This is a genomic window from Gimesia sp. (genome assembly GCF_048262075.1).
In the GTDB taxonomy this organism is placed as follows: Bacteria; Planctomycetota; Planctomycetia; order Planctomycetales; family Planctomycetaceae; genus Gimesia.
The window spans coordinates 859579-877822 of record NZ_JBLXFK010000002.1; the positions used below are offsets into that span (position 1 = coordinate 859579).

At 49.4% G+C, this 18244-nt stretch carries 13 protein-coding genes; 4 read left to right on the forward strand and 9 right to left on the reverse strand.

The annotated features are described in order from the left end of the window. Positions 1-205 precede the first annotated feature (205 nt). On the forward strand, positions 206-1261 hold the full coding sequence (gene queA / locus ACN0YH_RS07065; RefSeq protein ID WP_417378858.1) for a tRNA preQ1(34) S-adenosylmethionine ribosyltransferase-isomerase QueA: 1056 nt from the start codon (positions 206-208) through the stop codon (positions 1259-1261). 8 nt (positions 1262-1269) lie between these two features. Here queA and ACN0YH_RS07070 read toward each other — a convergent pair whose 3' ends face one another. After that, the gene (locus ACN0YH_RS07070; protein WP_417378859.1) at positions 1270-4332 is read right to left on the reverse strand and encodes a PVC-type heme-binding CxxCH protein; all 3063 of its coding nucleotides are present in this window, start codon (positions 4330-4332) and stop codon (positions 1270-1272) included. A 345-nt stretch (positions 4333-4677) separates the two neighbouring features. Between ACN0YH_RS07070 and ACN0YH_RS07075 the strand changes: the two genes are divergently transcribed. Next, positions 4678-5184, forward strand: coding sequence for a hypothetical protein (locus ACN0YH_RS07075; RefSeq protein WP_417378860.1), 507 nt, complete (start codon positions 4678-4680; stop codon positions 5182-5184). Here ACN0YH_RS07075 and hemA read toward each other — a convergent pair. The 8 genes from hemA to ACN0YH_RS07115 form a co-directional block, all read right to left on the reverse strand. Beyond that, positions 5164-6444, reverse strand: coding sequence for a glutamyl-tRNA reductase (hemA, locus tag ACN0YH_RS07080; RefSeq protein ID WP_417378861.1), 1281 nt, complete (start codon positions 6442-6444; stop codon positions 5164-5166). The genes ACN0YH_RS07075 and hemA overlap by 21 nt on opposite strands. Further along, positions 6441-7349: a hypothetical protein gene (locus tag ACN0YH_RS07085; RefSeq protein WP_417378862.1), complete on the reverse strand. Its 909-nt coding sequence runs from the start codon at positions 7347-7349 to the stop codon at positions 6441-6443. The genes hemA and ACN0YH_RS07085 overlap by 4 nt, the downstream gene beginning before the upstream one ends. A 110-nt stretch (positions 7350-7459) precedes the next feature. Continuing rightward, a complete protein-coding gene (locus tag ACN0YH_RS07090; RefSeq protein ID WP_417378863.1) occupies positions 7460-8500 on the reverse strand; it encodes a sigma-54 interaction domain-containing protein in 1041 nt (346 codons plus the stop codon). A gap of 319 nt (positions 8501-8819) precedes the next feature. After that, positions 8820-9200, reverse strand: a complete 381-nt coding sequence (panD, locus tag ACN0YH_RS07095; RefSeq protein WP_417378931.1) for an aspartate 1-decarboxylase — start codon at positions 9198-9200, stop codon at positions 8820-8822. A 132-nt stretch (positions 9201-9332) separates the two neighbouring features. Then, positions 9333-12566 (reverse strand): efflux RND transporter permease subunit, encoded by a 3234-nt coding sequence (locus ACN0YH_RS07100; protein WP_417378864.1) that lies wholly within the window; start codon positions 12564-12566, stop codon positions 9333-9335. Further along, the gene (locus tag ACN0YH_RS07105) at positions 12563-14005 is read right to left on the reverse strand and encodes an efflux RND transporter periplasmic adaptor subunit (protein ID WP_417378865.1); all 1443 of its coding nucleotides are present in this window, start codon (positions 14003-14005) and stop codon (positions 12563-12565) included. The genes ACN0YH_RS07100 and ACN0YH_RS07105 overlap by 4 nt, the downstream gene beginning before the upstream one ends. Before the next feature lie 194 nt (positions 14006-14199). After that, positions 14200-14868 (reverse strand): TetR/AcrR family transcriptional regulator, encoded by a 669-nt coding sequence (locus ACN0YH_RS07110; RefSeq protein ID WP_417378866.1) that lies wholly within the window; start codon positions 14866-14868, stop codon positions 14200-14202. Between the two features lie 290 nt (positions 14869-15158). After that, positions 15159-15521, reverse strand: a complete 363-nt coding sequence (locus ACN0YH_RS07115) for a hypothetical protein (RefSeq protein WP_417378867.1) — start codon at positions 15519-15521, stop codon at positions 15159-15161. A 303-nt stretch (positions 15522-15824) separates the two neighbouring features. Here ACN0YH_RS07115 and ACN0YH_RS07120 point away from each other — a divergent pair, with 303 nt between their 5' ends. Together ACN0YH_RS07120 and ACN0YH_RS07125 are read left to right on the forward strand one after the other, a co-directional pair. Further along, the gene (locus tag ACN0YH_RS07120; RefSeq protein WP_417378868.1) at positions 15825-17093 is read left to right on the forward strand and encodes a CCA tRNA nucleotidyltransferase; all 1269 of its coding nucleotides are present in this window, start codon (positions 15825-15827) and stop codon (positions 17091-17093) included. A gap of 47 nt (positions 17094-17140) precedes the next feature. Next, positions 17141-18244 carry a Gfo/Idh/MocA family protein gene (locus ACN0YH_RS07125; protein ID WP_417378869.1) on the forward strand — a complete coding sequence of 368 codons (1104 nt, stop codon included), beginning with the start codon at positions 17141-17143 and terminating at the stop codon, positions 18242-18244.

Sequence of the window (18244 nt, forward strand, 5' to 3'; positions counted from 1 at the left end):
GGTAGCAATACCCGACAAGCTTAGATTCGAAATTAGTGTTCATTGAGGGCGGAGAAAATGAAAATCTCCGTTAAAATCCATCATTTCCGACAGTCTATTCGACAAAACGATCAACGATCCCTGTTCATGCTGACAGAAGCGTACTTCATTCCTCAGCGACAGGAAAAGCAAATCAAAACCTGAATACCAGCTGGAACCCTGCTGAATGACCGATTTAAACTCCTTTGACTATCAACTGCCTCCTGAATTGATCGCGACCGAGCCGACCCAACAGCGAGATCAGTCGCGTCTGCTCATTCTTGACCGGAAGTCCCAGTCCATTACACATGGTTGCATTTCTGACCTGCCTCAATATTTGAATGCAGACGACTGCCTGGTTCTGAATAATACCCGTGTCCTGTCAGCACGATTATTTGGCACGCGTCAGTCGACGGGGGGCAAATGGGAAGGCCTTTACCTTGGCTCCCCAGCACCGGGTGAGTGGAAACTGATGAGTAAAACCCGTGGCAAACTGCATCCCGGGGGAATCATCGAGTTACGTCCTGCGCATCATCGGTCGCTGGAGAAACAGGTGACCCTGAAGTTATTGTCGAAAGATCCTGAAGGTTACTGGACTGCCCAGGTACAGTCTGACGAAGATCACCACAGTCTGCTTGCACATTTTGGAACGATGCCTCTCCCTCCCTATATGAAACGTGATCTTGCCACCGAGGAAGACTGGGAACGTTATCAGACGGTGTATGCAGCTCAACCGGGCGCCGTTGCTGCACCTACCGCGGGATTACATTTCACACCGGCACTGCTGGAACGCTGCACTCAGCAGGGGACCCGGATCGCGAACGTGACGTTGCATGTTGGCATTGGCACATTCAAACCCATTTCCGTCGATACTCTCGAAGCACACCAGATGCATTCGGAATGGTGCGAGCTGCCTGCCGAATCAGCTGAGCTGCTCAACCAGACGCGACAACAGGGAGGCCGGATTGTCTGTGTCGGCACGACCAGCGTTCGTACATTGGAATCGGTTGCACAACAGGGACCGCTGAAAGCCTGGCAGGGAGAGACGGATATTTTCATATATCCTCCCTACCAGTTTCAGGCCGTTGATTGTCTGTTGACTAACTTTCACCTGCCGAAGTCCACATTGCTGGTGCTGGTGAGTGCCTTTGCTGGATCTGAATTTATTCGTGAAGCCTACAAAAAAGCTGTAGAAGCAGAATACCGCTTCTACAGCTATGGGGATGCCATGCTGATTTTATAAGTTCAGTTTTACTGAGGCTTGGCGATCTCTTTAGGAACCTGTCCACTCAGGTAACGCCAGTTTTTGATGAAGGAAATCAAATCCGCCATCTGTTGCGGATCAATGGTCTTCTCCAGTCCGACCGGCATTAGTGAGACACCGTTCGATTTCATCTCATCGATCTCATCCTTCAGAATGGTAATCGTCTTGCCTTCCGGCTGCGTCAGGGTAATCGACGCTCCACTATCAGAAGAAATAATGCCGGTGTGAACCACGCCATCAATGGTGATGATGGTGTAACTGAAGAAATTCGCATCAATGGCCCGGTTGGGATCGAGAATATTTGTCAGCAGATATTCCGGAGTTTTAGTACGCGAGTCCCCGATATCGGGAGCCACATTCACTCCCATCTCGCCAATCTTGTGACAGGTGACACAGTTCTTGGCAAACACAAGCTTGCCTTGCAGAGGATCAGCTTTCAATTTCAGAGACTTCTGATAGTCGGCTAAAACTTTCTTGCGATCAGCGGGGATTGCAGCAGCGAACAGAGCGGCTGCCCGTTTTTTGATTTCGGGGTTGCGATGACGTTGCAGACTGCTGGAACGTGAAGGCCCCAGCTCTGAAATTTTGATCTGATCTTTTTCAATCGCATCCAGCAACAGACCAGTTCGATCCTGATTGGCCAGCATCGCATCCAGAATCGCCCGTCGCATGCCGGGTGTCTGTGTCGCGAAACCGTCCATTAAGATTTCCCCAATCCGGGGATCAGAATAAGGGCTGATCGCTGCAATTGCTGCGATTTTCACAGCCTGTGAATTGCCATCCTGTATCAGCGTAAGCAGTGTTTCACCGCTAATTTCAAAACCGACGAACTTTAAAATACTGATTGCATCCAAACGCTGTGCCAGCGATGTTTTGGAATTGGTGGCGGTATTTACAATCTTCTGATAGAACTTCTTCAGATTCTGCTGATCCTTATCAGACAGTTTGGCCTGATATTCCGTGATCGACTTGCCACGACGTCTGAGACTGTTACCCAGCCCTTCAAACCCGGCAATCTGCAGTGGTAGAAGTACATCAGAATTAAGCCCGGCAATCAAAGACAGCGTCTCCTGAATTTCCCCTGGTTTCAACCGGGGTCCGATGACGGCAGTCATTTCTCCGACGGCATCGGTGATGCCCGCCTGAGTTGCCTGTCTCTCATCACTGGCCTGCAGCTGTTTTAAGAAAGAAGTGAAAATCTCCACCGTCTGTTCGGGTGCAGAGGAAAGCACAGCCGCACGCGTAAAGGGATCTGCGGCACCGTTTAACATCAGGCTTGCCAACTGGTCTACTGCCGACGGGCCGTCTTTCGCTTCTCCCAGGCTGATGGCCAGTTGAAATCGCAGAGGCGCGTCGGCAGACTTCACCAGAGAAAGCACTTTGGTTTTAAGCTGCTCATTCTGTGACAACCGGGGTTCACTTAACTTGACTGCCTGGGCGACTACACGCTGAGCCTTATCTTTCAAAGCTGTTTCAATCAGCGTATCGCTGAGTTTTCCCAGACCTTCCAGAGCCCACAAGGCAAGAATTCGCGACTGCTCTGTTTTACCGCTGGAAACCAACTGCTCCAGTTGGGGTTGAATTGATGCATCCTGGCGTTCGAAAATCAATCGAGAAGCTGTTTCCCTCTGCCAGGCATTTTCAGAAGACAATGCAGCCACCAGTTGTTCCGGTGTCGCATCCTTTAAAGAGGTATAAACACGTTTGTCGATCTTTGTCCCTTTAGGAACAATCCGGTAAATTCGGCCACGGTCAATTCCATCATTCAGGTCGGAACGTTCCTTCAATTCGGCGGGCATGAACTGCGGATGCTCAATCACAGCACGATACATATCACACAGATATAATGCGCCATCAGGGCCATTGGCCAGGTTGACAGGTCGGAACCATTCATCGCGGCTGGCGATGAACTCCACCTGATCCCGTCCATATTTAGAGTCATAGGTCGCCCCCATGGGTGTCAGCACATCCCGGTGAACCAGATTCGCAGTCGGCTCACAGGTGAAGCTGTTGCCATAAAATGAGTGGGGAAACAGACCGCCTCGATAAATGGTCACACCGCAAGCGGCTGTAAACTGACCGGCGTGTAACGTGGAAGTCGTCCAGGTACGACTGATGGCATACACGCGGGAATCTTCACCATCGGGAGAAACATCATGGTAAACTGACTTCACGGCCAGATAAGGATTCCGCTTCAGGTAGCGATTTTCCAGCACGATATGTTTATTGGGATTACGATTGGAACAGACAAAACGATTCCCGTAATCATCGAAAGTCAAGCCAAACTGTCCAATACCGGAAATCGATTCATATTTTCCAGCCAGGGGGTGAAAGCGAAAATCAAGACCGTTAATGGGAACCTGTTCCGCCTTCTTTTTCCATTCGGGATGAGTGGCAATTACGGAACCGCCCCGTAAGCCGTTGGCAATATAAATATGATTGTCTAAACCAAGTGTGGGATGATTGGCCCGCAGTTGAGAGTTATCTTCTTTAAAACCGGTAAACCAGGTCTCGACGAGATCCGCTTTATCATCGCCGTCGGTATCTTTCATATACTGAACCTTACCCGCCAGGGTGACAATCAGGCCCCCCTTCCAGGGTTGCACACCAGTCGCAAACAAGAGTTTGTCGGCAAAAACAGTAGCGGTCTCATAAAAGCCATCCTGGTCTTGATCCCGTAATAATTTGATCCGACTTTTCGGCTCTTCTCCAGGTTGGGGACCATGGGGATAGTCAGTCATTTCCACGGCCCACAGGACACCGGTTTCATCAAAGGCAACCGCCACGGGATTGATGATATTTGGTTCTGAAGCGACCACCTGCAGTTCAAAATCAGGATGCACGACCGTCTGCTGCAAACTTTCCTCCGGTGTTAAGGGAGATTTGGGCACTTCTTTTTTCGCAGTATCCGCAGCGAAAGAGAACTTCAGGCAGACAGCGGCAACAAGCAGGAGCGAACCCCAGCGGAATGCCAGAGAAGTGAATCGCGGGATCGAGTGATTTCCATCACCGGCGGGTTGTTTAAACGCAAGAAAAGTAGCTGATTTCATGTTGGACCACCGTAACAATATAAACTGAATTCTGGTTGGAATCACAAAAAGGAATGACTTTACTTCGAATCTATCGTAACCGACCGATTGACGACTCTCTATCTTACTTGAACCTGCTTTTTGAGAATTTATAAACAATATTAACGTTTAACGAGGTCCAATGCACCCCTGCAGCAAGACTCTCCGCTTTTTTCGGAATCTCAGCCAGCTATTTTGATGATTCGTGTACTCGGCGACTCAATGGGCTTTTCACTCCCCTCCTGAATTGTTTAACCTGATAACATGCTTTAGAGAGAGATAAAAGAAATCACTACCGCAATAACTTTCGATTGAATATAGTGAATTATGCAGTCATTCAACCTGGTTTTAATCCGTTTCTGTCTGTCGGCCTGGGTAGGTGCAGCAGTGATTTTTGTGATCAATGGCGTACAGGACGTCACGTTTCAGCCTTTTGACTCCTTAACCAGAGACCAGTTGATTACATTACATTTCCCTGTTTACTATACGATCGCCTGGGTGCTTTTAACGGGTTCTTTCCTGAGTTCCCTGATGCTCAGAACAAAAAACCTGTGGTCCCGGAAAAAAGCGAACCTGATCACAGCGTTAATCATGCTGATTCTGGCTATCAGCGTGGTCGATTACTTCTGGATCTACACGCCACTGGAATCCATGATCACTCCCCCTGGCAGCCCGCGGCCTGCTCAGTTCCATCACTACCATCAGGCTTCGAAGTATATTAACAGCGTGAGCATTCTACTGGCGTTGATTGCGGCAATCAGCGTGAATGGTCCCGCGTTTCGACAGACACCTGAAATCAGCAGCGCAGACCGATCAGTCACGAATGTGAAATAACTGTTTGAGCGCGTCGAGCAGTCCATGCGGTGTCCCTTCCCGGGCTTCCTGCCTTAATACTTCCAACGGTGGATGCAGGAGTTTATTGACGATCTGTTCGATCGAGCGTTTGATTAAGTCCTGGTCTTTTTCATCCAGGTGCGAAAGCTTGCTGAACAGTTTTTCGACTTCCTGTTCGCGTACGTCATGCCATTGTTCGCGAAGCTGTTTGATGATCGGCCCCGTTGCCCGGTGATACACGCCGTGCATGAAACGTTCTGTTTCTTCATCGATAATCGCGAGCGCTTTCTCAACTTCCTTCTGGCGCGCCCGGCGATTCTTCTCACAGGTCGCTTCCAGATCATCGATGTCATACAGGAAGATATTATCATTGATCTGACCGACCCCCGGTTCAAAATCACGAGGCGCCCCCAGGTCAAGGATGAAGAATGTTTTGTTACCGGATTTCTTCAACACCCGTTCAAAGCAGGCGGTATCGACGATTGGTCGCGAAGCCCCCGTCGTACTCACAATCACATCCGCTGCTGCCAGGCAGTCTTCCAGGTCTTCATATGGTCGGGCTTCACCGCCCCACTTGCCTGCCAGTTTCTGTGCATTTTCCAGACTACGATTAATGACCACTATCTGTTTCACGCCCTCATCTTTCAGATAAGTTAACGTCTCTTCCGCCATTTCGCCGGCACCGATAATCAGAACGGTTTTATCATCAAACCGTTCAAAAATCCCTTTGCCGAAGGTTCCTACCGCCACACTGGCTATCGAGACCCTGCCTTCAGCCAGTTGCGTTTCAGTACGAACGCGGGCAGAAACCCGGATCGCCTGTTGAAACAAGGCATGCGTGAGCGGACCACAGAGCGCATTGTCCGTCGCATTCTGATAGGCCTCTTTGACCTGATTGACGATCTGAGGTTCACCGAGCACCATACTGTCGAGACTGGAGGCCACCTGAAACAGATGCCGCACCGCATCCGGCCCCTTGCGTTCCAGAAAATCTTCGAAGAAATCGCTGACAGGAACCTGATGGAATTCAGAAAAGAAGCGCGCCAGATCCTGATGTGACGGTCCGATCTCTGAATCCGATGTAGCCGTATACAGTTCGACCCGGTTACAAGTTGAAATCACCACGATTTCGGTATCAGGATACGATTGCTTCAAGACAGAGTAAGCCTGATCCAGCTGTTCTTTGGAAGAGAACGCCAGCCTCTCTCGAATATCCAGACCCGCTGTCTGATGGTTGCAATACACGACCTGCAGATTCACGACACAACCCTTTCTGCAGTCGGGTCATGAATTTCAATGACGGGAGATATGTGCTGTGAATGCCACGATTCAAAATTGAAGAGGCGTACATTGGACAGAATCTGAACGCCGATCACTGTCAACAACAGCAGTCCTCCGGTCCAGATCGTCAGCTGCGCGATATGTTTCTGATTGGGTTGCTTGGTCCGCAGGATAAAGATGACACTCAACATCATTCCGACCCAGACCAGTTCATAGACAATAATCACGGGATCAAAAAACGATATGGCATGCGCGCCCTTGCGGACATAAACCCCCAGGCCGATCCCAATGCCCATTCCGACCGTCATCAATGGTGCCGATACCATCAACGCCCAGCGATTCAGGCGAGACAGTTTTGCCAGGCTCGGAAGATTGAAGCCGCTCGAAAAATTCTGTTTCTGCTTTAAGCGTCTGTGCTGAATCAGATACATCAGGCTCAGGACAAAACTGAGCACAATCCCCACACCTCCCAGCACCAGTAAAGAGGCATGCAGCATCGCCCAGGAACGGATGGATGGTTCCATTAATGTGTTGGTAACGTCGTCTACAAAATAAGAAGAAACGACCAGCGCCAGCACCAGCGGTATCAGAAACAGTCCGATCGACAGTTCTTCATCAATCAGATTGATAAATAGAAATATCGCGACCAGCACCCAGGAAAATACAATCAGCCAGTCGTGTGATGAACTGAGCAATGGTGGCAACTGGGTTTCTCGGGCCCGATTCAGCAGATACGCGGTCTGGGCAACCAGCCCAGCGAGTGAAAACAGAAAAATCAGGGGGCGCAGAAAGCCGTTTTTTTTTCGCAGAAACCGGGTTACCTCTAATCCGAGGGCAACCAGATAGCTGGCCATAAAACAGAAAACGGTCACTTCCGACAACATGTCTGGTACTTTGCCTGGTAGAGAGGAATGAAAGTGGTGGGCTGTTTACTTCGCTGATGGGACATCAGCGGACTCTCTATTATAGGGCTGTACAGCAGGTAAAGGGCAAGTCATCTTGCTTCGGATTCTAATTCGTACTCCGAGATTTTTTTATGCAGCGTGTTCCGGTTGATCCCCAGACGTGTCGCTGTCTTAGTCTGGACCCCCTGGCAGGATCTTAAAACCTGCAAAATCACTTCTTTTTCCACAAGTGATACAATCTGAGTATGCACATCAGTGGAAGATTCGCCTATACGCTGTAACTCCAAAGCCACAAGATCACGACAGATAGTCTCGGGATCCTGAGATTTAGACGGTAAAGAACGCGCAATGGACCTGCCGGTAACATGTCCCGGCAACAGATCCAGTGAAGGACCATCCAGACCCGAAAGTACAATCAGACGTTCCACATAATTCTGCAGTTCGCGTACATTTCCTGGCCAGGCGTAATTCTTAAAGGTCGATAGCACCTCTTCTGAAAATTCAGGCAGAGGAATTTTTTCCCCTGCGGAAAACTGTTTTGCAAAAAAGTGCACCAGTTCGGGGATATCTTCTGATCGCTCCCGCAAGGGAGGCAGGTTAATGGGAATCACGTTCAGGCGGTAATATAAGTCCTCTCGAAACCGTTCGGCTTCGATTTCATCCAGTAGATCGCGGTTCGTGGCAGCCACAATCCGGCAATCTACCTGAATGGATCGCGTATCCCCGACGCGCTCAAATTCGTGTTCCTGTAAAACCCTTAACAGCTTCACCTGCAGAGTAAAACTGACCGAGTTAATTTCGTCCAGAAAGATAGTGCCACCATGTGCCGCTTCAAAACGGCCTGTCCGATTTTCGACAGCGCTGGTAAACGCTCCCTTGATATGCCCAAACAATTCGCTTTCGAGCAGACTTTCACTGAGCGCTCCACAGTTCACACGAATAAACGGACCGGTAGCGCGAGGACTTAGTTCGTGAATGGCACGGGCAATTAATTCTTTACCAGTTCCCGTTTCGCCCGTTAACAATACAGTCGACGACGTGGCAGCAGCGCGGCGGGTCAGCCGATAGATATTTCGCATAGCCGGACTTAAACCGACCATATCGTCTAAAATGGGGCGATCGTCTTCCATTCTTTCTTTTGGAAATTCCTATTCATTTACTACAGGGAAAAGGATCAAAGCGGCAAATCAGTAAGGTAGAGGAATCGTAAATCCTTCGAATGACTGGTTTTCCGAAAGAAATCGAAAAGCCCCCTGTTACCCAGCATGAAATAATTGCACAGAGATGCTCAAATAAATGGCGAACGCTCTCTAATGATATGCTGCCAGAGAAAAAGAAGAAAGAGGTAGACCTGTTTTTTTTATAAATCAACAGTATTCGATCAGTCAGGAATCAGAAAAACCTCACACATGCACGCCAAAAACGCACAATGCACACTTAAGAGGCACCCTATTCAGGACTCGCTACAACAGCCACTTCCGGAGTGACTTGAGCATTTTGAGCATCAACGAGCACCACTTTAGGCTGATGCTGGCGCGCTTCCTTCTCTTTGTATTCAGCGTAACTGGCGATAATGACCAGATCCTGAGGTTTGACCAGATGGGCGGCAGCACCATTAATACAGATGACTCCCGAACCAGGTTCGCCAATAATGGCGTAAGTCGTCAATCGAGTTCCAGAAGTGATATTGTAAATTTGTACCTGCTCGTATTCGACGATATCTGCAGCATCCATCAGTTCCTGATCAATGGTTACACTTCCGTTGTAAGCCAGATTTGCTTCCGTAACCGTTGCCCGGTGAATTTTTGATTTCAATAAAACGCGCTTCATCATTCTCAACCTGAAAGAAGTGGGACTTCTTTTAACTGAATACAGACCTTCAGACTAATAGGATCGGCGTATACTAACCATTCGCCTTAACGATAAGCAAGAATATATCCATTTGCTCACCAGACCTTATTTTCAAGTCTGTATTGGAACGGAACCGGACACCGGATCCTCATTCACATTATAGGCAGCCCCGTCTTCATTTCCATCCATTTTACGAATCCAGGGTTCATCCGCTTTAGCGCCTAGTGCCCTTGCATAGAGATAGTAATAAGTGGGGATCAGGAACAGCACCAGTACTGTCGCCAGCATGAGACCAAAAATCAGGCTGGCAGCCATCGGAATAATGATCTGTGCCTGAAAGGAAGTCTCTTTCAAAATCGGGGCTAACCCGACGATGGTTGTCATGGAAGTCAGCAGAACGGGTCGGAAGCGACGTCGTCCTGCATCGATCAAGGCTTCGCGCAAAGGGAGGCCATCTGCTACCCGATGGTTGATAAAGTCGATCAGCACAATCGAATCATTAACCACCACTCCCGTTAACGCCACCAGCCCAAACAAAGAGAAGAGCGTCAATTCCATACCTAATATCGCGTGACCAAATACGGCACCAATAATACCCAGTGGAATGATCCCGAGTATGATTAAAGGTTGAAAGTATGATCGAAATTCGACAGTCAATAGCGCGAACATGGAAGCCAGGGCAATCAACAGACCTACAATCAGACTGTTTACAGATTCATCCGTCTGTTCCTGCTGTCCTTCCCAGCGAACCCTTACATTAGGGTATTGAGCCAGTAACTCATCCATAAAGCCACCAGGCTTTTTCATCGATTTGACTATTTCGCGTGCATTCCCCTCTTTTTCATTGAGATCTGAGGAGACAGTAATGGATCGTTGCTGATCAATTCGATTGATTTCAGAATAGCCGCGTTCCACCGTTACGTCTGCCAGTTCCGTCAGCGGGCGTTCCGCTCCATCACCGGTTCGTATCCGAATGTCTTCGAAGCTCATTAAGGATTTTCGTTCTTCTTCCGGATAGCGCACCATCAGTTTGACTTCATGACGTCCCCGTTGCAGACGCATGACCTCTTCCCCATAGTATGTGGCGCGAACCGTCTCTGCGACATCGGCCAGGGGAACCCCCATCGACCGCGCTTTATCCTTGATCTTGATTTGAAATTCCCATTTACCAGGACTGGAATCGTCGTTGACATCTTTGACTCCCGGGTAGGATTCCAGCTCCCGCTTACAGGCTTCGACTGCCGCTTCCAGTTCGGTGATATGATCTCCGTCTGCCAGCAGTTTGAATTCAATCGGTTTGCCTCCCGGCCCCATGGAAGGTGATTTGAAAGTGAGTCGGTCAACCCCCGGTATTTTCCCGACACGCTCCCTCCAGAGATCAAGGATTTCTTCACTGCCTAGAGTGCGTTCTTCTGCTTCCACGATCTCGACACTGACTTTTCCGATATGGCTCCCCTCGACAGATCCTCCCAGTCCCCCCCCTGATTCATCGCGTGTTCCGAATCCGACATTTCGCCGCACGAGTTTAATCAGGGAGTTTCCATGCTCTTTCTGATAATCCCGATCAAATGCTTCAAAATCCTCCTGAATTTTTCGCGTCGTTTCCCCTGTGATCGCCTGAGGAGTTCCATCGGGATATTCGACTGTCGCTTCGATCATGCGATAATCGGTCTTCGGAAAAATATTAAAAGGCGCAAAGCCTCCCATGATCAGTCCCGCAGACAACAGCATCAATGCTCCCGCAACCGCCAGTGCAGACGAAGGATAATTTAACGCCGCCTTGAGAACAGGCAGGTAACAGCGGTCAATAAACCACTCCAGCTTTCGACTGATAAATCCCATTTCCTGCTTCTGTACTTCCCCCTCCTCCGGCTGCTTCGCGTGTGCCAGGTGACAGGGAAGAATAAACGTACTCTCCATCAATGAAATCAACAGCATCGCGATCACCGCGATTGGCATCACCGCGATGAATTTCCCCATGATCCCGGAAACAAACAACAGGGGCATAAAAGCTATCACAGTTGTCGTTACGGAAGCACAGACCGAAGGCAACACTTCTGTGGCGCCATCAATGGCGGCTGTGACAAATGGTTTTCCCATCTGTCGATGTTCGTAGATATTCTCACCGACCACGATCGCATCATCGACGACAATCCCCAGCGCCATCAGGAAGGCAAACATGGAAAGCATATTCAATGTCTGACCTGTATAATACAGCACGATACAGGCGCCAAACATGGAAATCGGAATTCCCAGCGCCACCCAGAAGGCCAGTCGAAATTCCAGAAAAATCGCCAGTGTGATAAAGACCAGAATCAGACCCTGTAACCCGTTTCGAGTCAGCAGATCCATACGGTCACGCACATCCACTGACTGGTCTTTCCATAATTTCAGTGAATACCCGTCAGGCAGCCTGGCTGTTTCGACATATGCCTGCACTTCTTCCACGATCGCCAGCAGATCTTCCTGGCTGGTCCGCTCTACAGCAACTGACAAGGCTGGCTTGCCATTGATTTCACTGATCATCGTCGTGTCGGCAAATTCATCCTGAACGTGTCCCAGGTCGCCTACGGTCAGTACGACCCCGCCCGCTTCTGTGACGAGGGGAATATTCTCAATTTCTCTGCCGGTGAGGTGTTTATTTTTACCGCGTACTAACACCACTTCAGAAGCCGTATTCAGCTTCCCCCCGGGGAGCTCCATATTTTCCCGACGTACGGTTCGCGCCACGTCCTGTAAAGTCAGTCCATACTTCCTCAAGGTGGCTTCCGGAATTTCGATATCAATCTGATAATCGCGTGCCCCGGCAATATTGGCCTGAGAGACTGATTTGAGCATCATCAATTCATCACGGATTCTTTCTGCCAGATTACGCAGTTCTAAAGCACTGTTTTCGTCTCTGGCTTCCGGCCCGATCACGGCAACCTCGATCGCCACCTGCCGAAACGTGATCTGCTGGATCTCCGGATCTTCCGCCAGCTCCGGAAAACTGGGAATGCGATCGATTTCGGAGCGAACCTCGTTGAGTATCTTCTGCACATCAGGCACATCTGCCCTTAGTTCCAGTACAAGAGAGCCCGACCCTTCATTGGCAATGGAGGTCATTTTTTTGATGCCATCAATGGCGCGTACGGCCTCTTCCATCTTCTGGCAGATGCCTTCTTCAACTTCGTCGGGGCTGGCACCCGGGTAAGGCACTGCGACCAGAATGATTTCCAGTTCAAATTCCGGAAAGACTTCACGCCGCATCATCATCAGTGAAACCAGGCCAACGCCCAGCACTGTGACCATCAGCGTATTCATCGCAGGGGAGTTATTGATGGCCCATTTGATGATCGACCTCATTCTGCGTCTCCCTCACTCACCAGCATGCCTTCATTGGCAGTGCTGAGTGGCGAGACGACAACACGGTCTCCTGGCTGCAAGCCTGACGCCCCCTGCTCGACCAGAAGCTGATCACCACTCATGTCCACCACGCGAATTTTTTCAGAATGCAACTTACCATCTCGAACCACCCAGACCAGATTTCCCGGACGAATGGCCATCTCGGGAATTTCCATCATGGAAACATTTCCCTTAAGGGGAATATCAATCACAACAAACATCCCCCGAGTTAAAGGGGGAGCCCCCACGATCTGATTGGTCGGTTCCCCATTCACCAAAATGGCAGAGGGTCGCGGATCAGAAACAATAATTCGACAGGGAACAGTTCTCGTTTTTTCATCGAGTCCAATGCCATCAAAACGGGACAGTTCTCCATCCCAGACAAACTTGCGTCCTCCAATTTCGTAGGAGACCTTGACGGGTAGCTGGGGCAGCTGATATCCCAGATCATGACGATTAGATTGATCAGGAACGTTTTTTTTGTTTTGGGCCGATTTTGCCGAATGCTGCCAGAGCAGATAGAGTTCTTCCATCCGCAGGTCCGTACTCACTTCAACGGCAGACGTATCTTCGATCGTCACCAGCGGGTCACCGACTTTGACATAACCATCTTTTTCGACTGAATCCTCAACGATGACACCATTGATGGGTGAGTAGATTCGGGTGCGGCTGAGATCAAGCTTGGCGCGAGATAACTGCACTCCCACCAGGTCACGGGCATGCATCATGCGTTGACGTTTCGATCGCAGCAGGTCGGCTTCATTGGTTAACTTCTGCAGTGCGTTGCGAGCGACCAGCTCACTGCGTTTGGCTTCTTCAAATTCGGTATCGGAAACCACATTTCTGGCTCTTAATTTTTCCACGCGATTCAAATGCGTTTTCTGCAGGCTGACTTCCTCATGCGCCAGATCAATCATCGCTTTGGAGTTATCTATCTCCACTTCGAGTTCATCGATGACATCCTGTGCCTGGGCATGTTCCTGGTTCAGTCGCTTGACTTCAAGCTCATAATTCTCGGGATCAATCTGGATCAACAGGTTCTCTGTCCCCTCTACCGCGCGCTCCTGATTGGTTGCTTTGCGGACCAGATTTCCCACCTTGCATCCATCACGCGTCAAGATCACCCTGCCGGCCACTTCCGCCGCCAGTTTCACTTCGCGAGAAGGAACCACCGACCCATCAACGGTCACGGTAAACCCGGAATCCGTGAGTGTCACAGGTTGAGTTAACACCAGAGGTGCGGACTGCGCCAGAAGTTTCTGGTTCTGCTCCGGCTCTTTTTTCATTGCCATTAAAACAACCAGGCTGCCACCACCTGCCGCTAAAATAATTATCGGAAGCAGGAAATGCTTCAGCTTTTTATAAAAGCTGCCTGATTTCTGTTTATTGAAGTCTGACATGATTATTTTCTATCGTGAATTGCATCACAAATGAAATTGACAATTAACGCGGAAAGTCAATTACGATATATCAACAGTGAATGTTGCGATTAAATTTCAATTACAGTCACTCAGCATTGCTGCCTTGATCGAGAAAGTTCTACTTGAATTCAACTCAGGTTGTTGAATGATTTCTGATTGTGCACGAGTCTGGTTCAGATCTGGTTAAGTGTTGAAGAAGTTTCTATTTCTGATGTGAGGTATTCCCGTTTCAGATTTTTGATGGCTGCCAGAGAAAACTGAAGAATATGTTCTATGATTTGTTCGGTATTGTAATGCGCTGCCTGTTCTTCCGGACCGAGCATCAGGGTTACCAGGCCGCCTGAAACACGATAGAACTGACATTGAGCGGCAATACTGAAGACACACTGCATCCGCCGATAGTCCGGAATTTCATCTCCCAGAATCTCCAGCAGGATTTTGTCGGCGATGTTTACAAAAGGACGGAACAGATCCTGAACCAGATGCTCACAGGCCCGCGTTGGTCGCAAGACTTCACGCATTATCAGATGGTTACTCCAGGAAAGCTCTCCTGTGCCTAACATGCGCCTCACCAGTGTAATGACCCAATCCTCCAGTTTTTGTTCAGGGGGAGTATTCTCAGTCCATTCCGGTAAAGGAGCCCGGGAAACCCCCATCTGTTTTGCCAGGCAAATCACTTCCAGGTAAAGCTGTTCTTTGTCTCCAAAATAATAATTCACACTCGCCAGATTGACATCCGCCTTCTGACAGATTTCACGGACCGTCGCCTTCTCAAAGCCCTTCTCTGAGAAAACAGGCCCCGCTACTTCCAACAGTTTTTCACGGACATTAATTGTGGACATGATCGTAATTTTCCAACTCGTTGTAGCGCTGACAGACCAGTCTGACAATCTAGAGTTAATAGACTGGTTGAAAGATTGTTTAAATCCAGCGTTTTAAACAATTGTATTAAACAAGCGTTTAAATTCAAAGCAAAATTCCGGAAAATTAATCATGGACACATTATGTCTTTGTATAACAGACACTTATGCGATGACGTTCATCTCAGAGTATGAATGGGTCTTCGAGTCGAATTCGCCTTACAACGACAGTTATTTGCTCTAATGCGGAAGTTTTTTCGACTCAGATGAGATCAGCTGGCGAAGCGTTCGGGCCCTTCCTCGCGGATATCAAATCTTTGAAAGCCGGATTCATCAAGACGCTGCCTGAGAAGTTTTCTCCACAGTTTCTGGGGGAGGCCATTTAAAATGCCGTAAAGCACCATGCCGATTGTCAGGCTGGCGACTTCAACGACGCGCATGGGCAGCGAAAACTGCTTCAAATCGGCGAATATTTCCTCGGCACTGCAGTATTCACCAAATTTTTGATCATGGTACATAAATTCCACGCCAGAGAAATCTTTGCTCCATTCATAGTCGAATGGACCAAATTCCCTTCTACGATGGAGAACCCAGAAACGGGTCCCCTCAAAACGTATTCCGTGTGTACCTTCCAAAACAAATGTTCCTGAAAAGAGACTGGTACTCTTGAGTGCCATAAGTATATGAGACCTCTCGCCAACCAGTTTGAAACAAAATGGACTATAAATCATACGTAATCAGGCGGCTTTTGCGAAGTCCGTTTTTTGAACCGGTGGTTGCTTTTTACTGTCCATCAAGCTCGACAGACTTGCATTATTTTTCAGGAACCGTTCGTAACCGGCAAAAAAACAACTACCATAAGTCGATTACTGACCAGAACTTGCTATCATTATTTCTTAAAGATTGTTTACGCCGTTTTGATTCAAAACCCAGGATCTATGAAACATTCAGAACCATATCTTGCAGCAGTAGAGATCGTCCGTAAATTACGTGACGCCGGCTTCCAGGCCTTGTGGGCAGGCGGATGCGTACGGGATCTTCTACTGCAGAAGGAACCCAAAGATTTCGACGTTGCCACAAATGCACTCCCGGAGGAAGTGCGCACGCTGTTTGGCAAACGCCGGACCCTGGCCGTCGGTGCGAGTTTTGGAGTCATCATCGTCCGCGGACATCAGCCCGAATGTGACGTCGAGATCGCTACCTTTCGCAGCGAAGGCCCTTACCTGGATGGCAGGCGGCCCGAACACGTGAAGTTCACCACAGCCGAAGAAGATGCCCAGCGCCGCGACTTCACGATCAACGGCATGTTTTACGATCCCATCAACGACTCGATCTTCGATTATGTGGGAGGCAAAGCTGACCTCAATCAGCACATCATTCGTGCGATTGGAAATCCTCTGGAACGAATGCAGGAAGACAAACTCCGCCTGCTCCGTGCCATCCGATTCGCTGCCACGCTGCACTTTCAACTGGAAGAATCAACGTGCCAGGCAGTACAGACGATGGCAGACCAGATCAATGTGGTCAGTCCCGAACGGATTGCAGATGAGCTGCGTAAGATGCTGGTTCACCCGGCTCGCAGCCAGGCGATTTCCCTGGTTCAGGAAACCGGGCTACTCAAACAGATTCTGCCTGAACTGGCTCCGCTCTGGGAATCCGCAGAAAACCACGGTCTCTGGCTTCAGACACTGGACCGATTAAAACTGGTTAACTCACACAGTTTTGAGACCGCGTTTGCGACTCTTCTGCTGGATTTACCCGCCTCAGACGCGGATGAGCGACTCAATGAAATTTATGAAATCTGTAAACGTCTGCGTTTTTCCAACCACTCTCTGAACCTGGTCCACTGGCTGGTGCAGCAGCGAAACAGCCTGAAACAGGCTTCCAAAATGAAGCTGTCTCGGCTCAAACGACTGCTCGCCAATGAAGATTGTCCGCATCTGTTTGACTTGATCGCCGCCGATTTAAGTTCTCGAAAACAACCACTGGACGACCTTGAATTTTGCCGCCAGTATCGGGATCATACTTCCAGAGAGGTCTTGAATCCCCCTCCATTGATCTCAGGCAATGATCTGATCGACCTGGGTATTAAATCAGGTCCTCAATTCAAACATCTGTTGACGCAGGTTCAAGATGCCCAGCTGGAAGAATTGATTCATACACAGGACGAAGCATTTGCGCTGCTAAGCCAGATCCTTCAGAAATAAATATCGTATTCCCAATTTTATTAACAGCAGTTCGTTAAGGTTTTCTTATGTCTGATTTAGTTCGTATCGGAATTATTGGAGCAGGCGCCGTCTCCGATTACCATCATGTTCCCGGCATCAATCTTGATCCCCGTGCGGAACTGGTCTCCATCTGCGATCCGAACTCAGAACTGCTGGCCCAGCGCCAGTCAGACTGGGGAAAAACCAAAGTCTCAACACGTTTCGAAGACATGGCTGCTGACCCGGATGTGGATGCCGTGATTATTGCCACTCCCAATTTCACCCATCATGAAATTGCACTGGCCTGCATCAAAGGTGGCAAGCATGTGATGTGCGAAAAACCACTGGGTCTGAACTATACTGAATCAGCAGAAATGTATCGCGCAGCCCGCGATGCCAACCTGCGCCACATGACGGCCTTCACCTATCGTTTCGCCCCTTCGATGCGTTACGTAAAACACCTGGTTGAATCCGGTGCGCTGGGAGTCCCCCGACATTTTCGCAGCCAGCGTTTTCTCGACTGGCCTGAATCCAGTTGGGGCTGGCGTCAAAGCAAGAAACTGGCAGGCGCTGGTGACCTGTTTGACATGACCATTCACCGTATCGATTTCGCACAGGACCTGCTGGGACCGATCAAAAGCATTTGTGGTGCCGTCGCCCAGTTTGTTCCCCGCGATAAAACAGCCGAAGGGCAACCCTGTGAACCATCAGAAGTCGATGACTGGTCATCCCTGATTGGTCAGTTCGAAAACGGAGCCGTCGGTGTCTGGGAAGGCAGCACGCTGATGAAAGGATATCACAACGATGGCTTCGGCTACGAATGGGCCGAGGTGAATGGCTCAGAAGGTTCTGCCGCCTATCAGTTGACCGACCCCAACAACATCCTGATTGGCAAACCGGGACAGACCATGGAAAAACTGCCCGTTCCCGATGAATACCTGGTGATCGATGGCAGTCCCCGAAAGCCTCACGACGGAGTCCCCAGCACCGTATTCCGTTACGACCTGGTCTACGAGTTTGTATCCGCCATCGTTGAAGAACGGGACGCGATTCCCGGTTTCGATCACGGTGCCTCAGCACAGCTCATCGCAGACTCCGTTCTGGAATCATTTGACAAACGCACCTGGATCGATATCAACTGCGATCTCTAA

Coding starts and splice junctions, on each gene's coding strand:
- queA (WP_417378858.1), top strand. CDS start 206: ATGACCGATTTAAACTCCTTTGACTATCAACTGCCTCCTGAATTGATC.
- ACN0YH_RS07070 (WP_417378859.1), bottom strand. CDS start 4,332: ATGAAATCAGCTACTTTTCTTGCGTTTAAACAACCCGCCGGTGATGGA.
- ACN0YH_RS07075 (WP_417378860.1), top strand. CDS start 4,678: ATGCAGTCATTCAACCTGGTTTTAATCCGTTTCTGTCTGTCGGCCTGG.
- ACN0YH_RS07085 (WP_417378862.1), bottom strand. CDS start 7,349: ATGTTGTCGGAAGTGACCGTTTTCTGTTTTATGGCCAGCTATCTGGTT.
- ACN0YH_RS07090 (WP_417378863.1), bottom strand. CDS start 8,500: ATGGAAGACGATCGCCCCATTTTAGACGATATGGTCGGTTTAAGTCCG.
- panD (WP_417378931.1), bottom strand. CDS start 9,200: ATGAAGCGCGTTTTATTGAAATCAAAAATTCACCGGGCAACGGTTACG.
- ACN0YH_RS07100 (WP_417378864.1), bottom strand. CDS start 12,566: ATGAGGTCGATCATCAAATGGGCCATCAATAACTCCCCTGCGATGAAT.
- ACN0YH_RS07105 (WP_417378865.1), bottom strand. CDS start 14,005: ATGTCAGACTTCAATAAACAGAAATCAGGCAGCTTTTATAAAAAGCTG.
- ACN0YH_RS07110 (WP_417378866.1), bottom strand. CDS start 14,868: ATGTCCACAATTAATGTCCGTGAAAAACTGTTGGAAGTAGCGGGGCCT.
- ACN0YH_RS07120 (WP_417378868.1), top strand. CDS start 15,825: ATGAAACATTCAGAACCATATCTTGCAGCAGTAGAGATCGTCCGTAAA.
- ACN0YH_RS07125 (WP_417378869.1), top strand. CDS start 17,141: ATGTCTGATTTAGTTCGTATCGGAATTATTGGAGCAGGCGCCGTCTCC.